The following is a 6,821-nucleotide window of genomic DNA, read 5'->3' as shown; positions in this document are numbered from 1 at the left end:
TGTTGAGTTCTCAAGGAACGGACGCTTCCTTCGTACTCACCCCTGCGGGCTTTCCTCCGGACGTTTTCGTTCGGTGTTTCTTTTGTGTTGTTGCGCTTCCGACTCTATCAGACCGTTTCCAGTGCTGATTTCCTCGGTGCTTTCCAGGTCCTTCGCTTTCGCGTTTTCCCTTTCCGGCGGTTCCGACTCTACCAGAACCTTTCGGGCCTGATTCCCAGTCAGCGGGGTTTGTCTTCCCGGCTGTTGGGCCGTTCCGACGAGGTGAGACATTAGCGGATTCCTGGGCCCCGATGCCAATCGGGGTCCGTTCTCTCGAACGCGGATTCCTCATTTCGCAAAAAGGCATGACTAATGAGCGCGACGGATGTCGACTCATTGATCTTGGTTTCTGCGGAATGGCCGTCCCGGGCCGGTCGGAACCGGTACTCACATAGGACAACCCGCAGAACCTTACGGAAGCAGCCGCTCCGCGTCAAACCCGCAGTTCGAGGCGGGGCGACCCGGCCCTCCCCCACCGACGGCGGTGCGCGCTATTGTGCAACTAGTTGCATAACTTGGTTATCGCGTGTGGAGGCGTTGGATGAGGCCGTCGAGTCAGTACCCGCAGCTGTTCAGTCCGCTTGACCTGGGGTTTGTCACGCTTCCCAACCGTGTGGTCATGGGATCCATGCACATCGGGCTGGAGGAGGCCGAGCGTGGGTTCGAGCGGATGGCGGCCTTCTATGCGGAGCGCGCCCGGGGTGGCGTCGGGCTGATCGTGACCGGGGGCATCTCGCCCAACGAGGCCGGGCGGCCGTATCCCGGCGGGGCGATGCTCACGACCGCCGAGGAGGCCGCGCGGCACCGGGTCGTCACCGACGCCGTGCACGAGGCGGGCGGGCGGATCGCGATGCAGATCCTGCACTTCGGCCGGTACGCCTACCACCCGGAGCTGGTCGCGCCCAGCGCGTTGCAGGCGCCGATCAGTCCGTACGTACCCAATGAACTGACCGACGCGGAGGTCGAGCAGACCGTCGAGGACTTCGTGCGGGCAGCCGGGCTGGCGCAGGAGGCCGGGTACGACGGGGTCGAGATCATGGGGTCCGAGGGATACCTGATCAACGAGTTCATCGCGGAGCACACCAACAAGAGGACCGACCGGTGGGGCGGGTCGTACGAGGCGCGGACGCGGTTCCCGCGGGAGATCGTGCGGCGGGTGCGGGAACGGGTCGGGCCCGACTTCATCCTGATCTACCGGTTGTCGATGCTGGACCTGGTGCCGGGCGGATCGTCGCTGGAGGAGGTCGTCCAGCTGGCGAAGGCCGTGGAGGCGGCCGGGGCGACCATCATCAACACCGGGATCGGGTGGCACGAGGCGCGGATCCCGACGATCGCCACGTCCGTGCCGCGCGGGGCGTACGCGTGGGTGACCAAGCGGGTGATGGGTGAGGTCGGCGTACCGCTGGTGACGACCAACCGCATCAACACCCCCGAGCTGGCGGAGGAGCTGCTGGCCGGAGGCTTCGCAGATCTGGTGTCGCTGGCGCGGCCGTTCCTGGCCGACCCGGAGTTCGTGGCGAAGGCGCGGGACGGACGGCCGGAGTCGATCAATACGTGCATCGGCTGCAACCAGGCCTGCCTGGACCACACCTTCAGCGGCAAGATCACCTCCTGCCTGGTGAACCCGCGGGCCTGTCACGAGACGGAGCTGGTGCTGTCGCCGACGCGGCTGCGCAAGCGGGTCGCGGTGGTCGGGGCCGGACCGGCGGGGCTCGCGTGCGCGGTGACGGCGGCCGAGCGCGGGCACGCGGTGACCCTGTTCGACGCGGCCGACGAGGTGGGCGGTCAGCTGAACGTGGCCCGGCAGGTGCCGGGCAAGGAGGAGTTCAACGAGACGCTGCGGTACTTCCGCAACCGGCTGGAGGAGTACGGGGTCGAGGTGCGGCTCGGGGTCGAGGTGACGGCCGGGCTGATCGAGGCCGGTGGTTACGAGGAGGTCGTGCTGGCGACCGGGGTCACCCCGCGCATCCCGGAGATCGAGGGCATCGACCACCCCAGCGTCGTCCGCTACCTGGAGGTGCTGCGCGGTGAGGTGCGGGTCGGCGAGCGGGTGGCGATCCTCGGGGCCGGCGGGATCGGCTTCGACGTTGCCGAGTTCCTGACGGACGAGGGCGAGGAGGCGAGCCTCACGCCGGAGGTGTTCTTCCGGCAGTGGGGTGTGGACATGGAGTACGGGAGCAGGGGCGGGCTGCGGGCGCCGGAACGGACGAGGTCGACGCGGACCGTCCACCTGCTGCAACGCAAGGAGACCAAGGTGGGGGCGGGCCTCGGCAAGACCACGGGCTGGATCCACCGCGCGGAGCTGGCCAAGCGGGGCGTGCGCATGGTGCCGGGCGTGACGTACGAGCGGATCGACGACGCGGGGCTGCATGTGGTCGTCGGGGGCGAGCGGCAGGTCCTGGAGGTGGACACGGTGGTGCTGTGCACGGGGCAGGAGTCGCGGCGGGAGCTGTACGAGGTGTTGGTGGCGGGGGGTGTGTCGGTGCGTTTGATCGGTGGGGCGGAGGTGGCGGCGGAGTTGGATGCGAAGGGGGCGATTCGGGGTGGGACGGAGGTGGGGGCGGGGTTGTAGGGGCGGGGGCCGCGCTTTCGCGGCCTCGGCGCCGTCCCTCTGGGCGGCGGGGCCGCACCTCTCGCCCGCCCGCCCCCTTGGGCGGCGGGGCCGCCCCCCGGGGGCGGAACGGGCGGGCAAGGGGGCGGCCCCGGCGGAGCCGCACCCCTGTGTCCCGGTCCCGCCCGGCCCCGGTCCTGGTTCCGCTCCGTACCGGAGTGGCCCGCTGCGCGGAGCCTCACCCCACCCCGCCCCTTCCCGAAACCGGGGCTCCGCCCCGGACCCCGGGTGGCGAGCCCGCCGAGGGAGAGTGCGCACGCGCGAGAGGAGTGGGGTTGCTCGCGCAGTTCCCCGCGCCCCTGAAGGGGCGCGTTCCTGCACCGGAGGAGGGAAGGTGCTCGTGCCCGCGCGGTGGTAGCCGCACGGTTGCGCAGCCCCGCGCCCCCGGAGGGGAGGGGGTGCCTAGGATGCGGGTATGTCTTTGCCGCATGCCATCCTCACCGCCCTGCTGGAAAAGCCTTCCTCGGGGTTGGAGTTGACTCGGCGGTTCGACATGTCGATCGGGTACTTCTGGTCCGCCACTCACCAGCAGATCTACCGCGAGCTGGGCAAGCTGGAGCAGGCCGGGTTCATTCGGGCCCTCCCGCAGGACGTGCCCGCCCGGGGGCAGAAGCGGGAGTACGAGGTGCTGGCCGGCGGGCGTGCGGAGCTGGCCTCGTGGGTGGGGCGGGCCGAGGACCCCAAGCCGTTGCGGGACGCCTTCGCCCTGCGGCTGCGTGCGGCGGCCATGGTCGGCACCGGGGAGCTGCTCGGCGAGGTGGAGCGTCATCTCTCGCTGCACCGGGGGCAGTTGGCCACGTACCGGGAGATCGAGCAGCGGGACTTCGGGCACCTGGGGGCGGAGCGCCGGGGTGGCCGGGAGGAGCGGTTGCAGCACCTGGTGCTGCGCGCCGGGATCGAGATGGAACGGTTCTGGGTGGGGTGGCTGGAGGAGGCCGCCGTCGAGTTGCGGGAGTTGGACGCGTAGGGCCGCGGTCCAGGATTCCGTGCCGCCCGGGTGGAGGTCCCGGGGGTGTTCCGCGGGACCTCCTTTCCCTCGTGGTCAGGCCTTGTTGCGGGAGGCCCAGAACTCGTCGAAGTCGAGGCGGCCGTCCTTGTTGCCGTCGTGGGCGTTGATGACGGCCTGTGCCACGGTCTCGGTGACCGTGAAGTCGCCGAGCTCGGCCATCAGGCTCTTGTACTCGGCCGCCGTGATCGTGCCGTCGCCGTTCTTGTCGAACTTCGCGAATGCCGTGCGCGCCGACTCGATGTCGATGTTCGCCACGTGGTCCACCCCTTTTGGTGCAGTCAAATCAGTCAAGTCGGGCAAGTCAGTCACAGCGTGCCGGGCCCGGTGGCCCGGCTCGTGTGACCGACAGATTAGCGGCCCTGGTAGGCACCCATGTGGGGCGGGTTGGGGACGCGGTTCCCGAAGTAGTCGCGGCTGACGCCGTCGGCGGTGGGGGTGCCCGCACCGAACGCCGGGGAGCCGGACTGCAGCCATACGTCACCGGGGGTGCGGGGCGTCGCGCCGCGGAAACGGGGGTCGGCGTTCACGGCCGCGGTGTCCCGGGGCTGGCCGGTGTTGAGGTAGAGGTTGCCGGTGTAGGTGGAGAGGGTGTCCACCGTCGGGGAACCCGTGGCGTCCGGGGCGCCCACGAAGATGTTGTTGCGGAAGGTGGTGCCGGCCTGGCCGTTGTTGCTGACCATGCGGGTGCCGGGGTGGTTGGTGACGATGGTGTTGTTGTAGACCTGGGTGTCGGTGGTGGGGCCGCAGACGACGGCGACGACACCGTACGGGGCTTCGGTGTTGCGGTCGTTGATGCTGATGTTGTGGCGGACCTTGTTGCCCTTGCTGGTCATGCCCGCGCCGTTGCAGACGAGGAGGAAGCCGCCCTCGTTGTCGTGGCTGTAGTTGTACTGGAAGACGTTGTTGGTGTTGCCGCCGTCGATGTCGAAGGCCTCTGAGTCGCGGGTGCCGTGGCCGCCGGTGACCTCGTTGTACTGGGTCAGGACGTTGTCTGAGTTCCAGGACCAGACGCCCGCGTTGTAGCCCGCGGAGCGCATGTTGAAGCCGTTCACGTAGTTGTGCTCGACGCGGGCGCCGTCGGCGTTGTGCGTGACGATCGCGTCGCCGCCGGTGTCGCGGACGTCGTTGCGCTGGATGCGGACACCGGTGATCGGTTCGAACGACGTGCCGGGGCCGTCCGGGTAGGCGGCGCGGCGGCCCCAGGTGGACATGGTGCCGATGCCGGTGCGGTCGACGTGGCGGACGGTGGAGTCCTCGATGCGGATGCCGTCGAAGCGGGTGGGCGTCCGGTCGCCCTGGACGACGAAGAGGATGCCGCCGCTGGGGTCGGGGTCCTTGTGGTCGGAGCCGTTGACGTCGTGGACGTCGACGTCGTCGACGACGTAGTGGCGGCCGACGCCGTAGTCGGTGAGGAGTACGAGGAGGCCTGCCCGGCGGTCCGTGGTGGTGGCGGGGCCGGTGTTCGAGAGGTCGAGGTTGCGGATCTCCCAGCCCTGGGAGTTGCGCAGGAGCACCGCCGCGCGGGCGCCCGCGCCCTCGATGTGGGGCTTGGCGCCGGATCCGTACGCGTCGAGCCGGATGGGCGCGGTGGCGGTGCCCCGGCCGGTGGGGGCGAGGGTTCCGGTACAGCTGGTGCCGCGCTTGAGGAGGAGGCGGTCACCGGGGCGGTACTCGGTGGATGCCTTCGCGAGGGTGCGCCAGGGGGTGCGGGTGGAGGTGCCGTTGGCGTTGTCGTTGCCGGCGCCGCAGTCGAGGTAGTGCGTGGTGGGGACGGCCGGGCGCGCGGCGGGGGCCGCGGCCTGGGCGGTGGGGGCGGCGAGGAGGGACGCGGCGACGAGGGAGGTCGCGGCGAGAGCCAGGGCCCCGGTGCGGGAGGCGGAGTTCGGCATGGGTGACATGGCCGGACGGTAGGGGTGGGGCGCGGGGTGACGCCATGGACAAACAGAGGCGGTGCTTGGATCTCCCCATGGAGGAGAGGGGTGGCTGACGTGAGTGGAGTGGCTGGTGTGGGTGGGGTGAGTGGCATGAACGGTGGGAGTGGCGGGAGTGGGATGGCTGACGTGGGTGGAGCGACTGGAGTGGGTGGCACGAGCGGCGTGAGTGGGGTGGCCGGCGTGAGCGGTGTGGGTGAGATGAGTTGAGTGGAGCGGTGGGAGTGAGTGGCGTGGTCGGTGCGGGTGGGGGCGTTGTGGGGGTTGGGGCGCTCGGGGGGTTTCTGGACGCGGCGGCGCGTGGGGTGTTTCCGCCGGCGGACGGGGGCGTGACGGTCGTTCCGCAGCCGGGGGCCCTGGTCGCCGGGGTGCTGTCCTTCACCGCCCACTCGGTGATCTTCACGGACGTGGAACCGGAGTGGGTGCGTACGACGCTGGCCGCGACGCCCTGCGATCCGCTGGCCGCGTCCATGAACCCCGCGTTCCTCGTCGCGCTGGCCGGGCGTGCAGGGCGGCGGATGAACGACACCATCGATCTGCTGACCGTGGCGGACGCCCTGCCGGGCGACCCCGATCCCGCGCTCCGGCTTGAGGAGCTCGACGATCCCGCGCATCCGCGCGTCGTCCGGGCCCGGAAGTTCCGCGACGAGGTACGGGGGTGGCGGACGCCGCTCGGCGGTCTGGTCGTGCTGGGGCGGGGTGTGGCCGGCCGGTGGGAGACGTCCGTCGAGGTCGACGAGGGGGTACGGGGGCGCGGACTCGGGCGCCAACTGGCCGTCGCAGCAAGGCACTTGGTATCGGGGTGCGAGGGTGGCCCGGTTGAAGGAGGCGGACGCGGTGCGGCCGGGGTGGTGTGGGCTCAGCAGTCGCCCGGCAACGCGCGGAGTGTGCGCACTTTCCAGGCGGCGGGGTTTCGGGCGGTGGGGTCGGAGGTCCTGATGGTGCAGGTTTGAGGGGTGGGGTGAGGGAGCTTGTGCGGGTGGGGCGGGGTCCGTTGTGGGTCCCGCCCGGGTGGGGAGCGACAGCCTCCCGTGTGCCGGGGTCCCTCGCTGGTGCCCCCCGGGGGCCCTTCGTGCAGGTCCCGCCTCCACCCAGGCGCGCCGGGGGTCACGGCACCCGGGGCGGGTTGCCCCGGGTGCCCCGGGGGTGGGCTCCCGCCGGTGTGGGTTGCGCCTGCGGGTGGCCCTCCCCTCCCCCGGCCCTTCCCTGAACCGCTGGCCGGCCATGACCT

At 70.7% G+C, this 6,821-nt stretch carries 6 protein-coding genes; 3 read left to right on the top strand and 3 right to left on the bottom strand.

Annotation, left to right across the window (positions count from 1 at the left end; all coding sequences use genetic code 11):
* Window positions 1-36: 36 nt before the first annotated feature.
* Window positions 37-270: a hypothetical protein gene (locus ACFYVL_RS27165; protein ID WP_389249203.1), complete on the bottom strand. Its 234-nt coding sequence runs from the start codon at window positions 268-270 to the stop codon at window positions 37-39.
* Between the two features lie 310 nt (window positions 271-580).
* On the opposite strand from ACFYVL_RS27165, the gene ACFYVL_RS27160 reads away from it, so the two are divergent.
* Together ACFYVL_RS27160 and ACFYVL_RS27155 are read left to right on the top strand one after the other, a co-directional pair.
* A complete protein-coding gene (locus tag ACFYVL_RS27160; protein WP_389249201.1) occupies window positions 581-2,611 on the top strand; it encodes an FAD-dependent oxidoreductase in 2,031 nt (676 codons plus the stop codon).
* A 454-nt stretch (window positions 2,612-3,065) separates the two neighbouring features.
* Window positions 3,066-3,617, top strand: a complete 552-nt coding sequence (locus ACFYVL_RS27155; protein ID WP_389249199.1) for a PadR family transcriptional regulator — start codon at window positions 3,066-3,068, stop codon at window positions 3,615-3,617.
* Window positions 3,618-3,692: 75 nt separating this feature from the next.
* On the opposite strand, the gene ACFYVL_RS27150 is transcribed toward ACFYVL_RS27155, so the two are convergent.
* The gene (locus tag ACFYVL_RS27150) at window positions 3,693-3,905 is read right to left on the bottom strand and encodes an EF-hand domain-containing protein (protein ID WP_389249242.1); all 213 of its coding nucleotides are present in this window, start codon (window positions 3,903-3,905) and stop codon (window positions 3,693-3,695) included.
* A 104-nt stretch (window positions 3,906-4,009) separates the two neighbouring features.
* Window positions 4,010-5,557, bottom strand: coding sequence for a hypothetical protein (locus tag ACFYVL_RS27145; RefSeq protein ID WP_389249197.1), 1,548 nt, complete (start codon window positions 5,555-5,557; stop codon window positions 4,010-4,012).
* A gap of 290 nt (window positions 5,558-5,847) precedes the next feature.
* On the opposite strand from ACFYVL_RS27145, the gene ACFYVL_RS27140 reads away from it, so the two are divergent.
* Complete coding sequence (locus tag ACFYVL_RS27140; protein ID WP_389249195.1) at window positions 5,848-6,543, top strand: GNAT family N-acetyltransferase; 696 nt, start codon at window positions 5,848-5,850, stop codon at window positions 6,541-6,543.
* Window positions 6,544-6,821: the final 278 nt, after the last annotated feature.

Origin of the sequence: Streptomyces sp. NPDC004111 (genome assembly GCF_042874215.1) — a bacterium.
Lineage (GTDB): Bacteria > Actinomycetota > Actinomycetes > Streptomycetales > Streptomycetaceae > Streptomyces.
The sequence above is the reverse complement of the archived record's forward strand: the minus strand, read 5'-3'. Positions and strand labels throughout refer to the sequence as shown.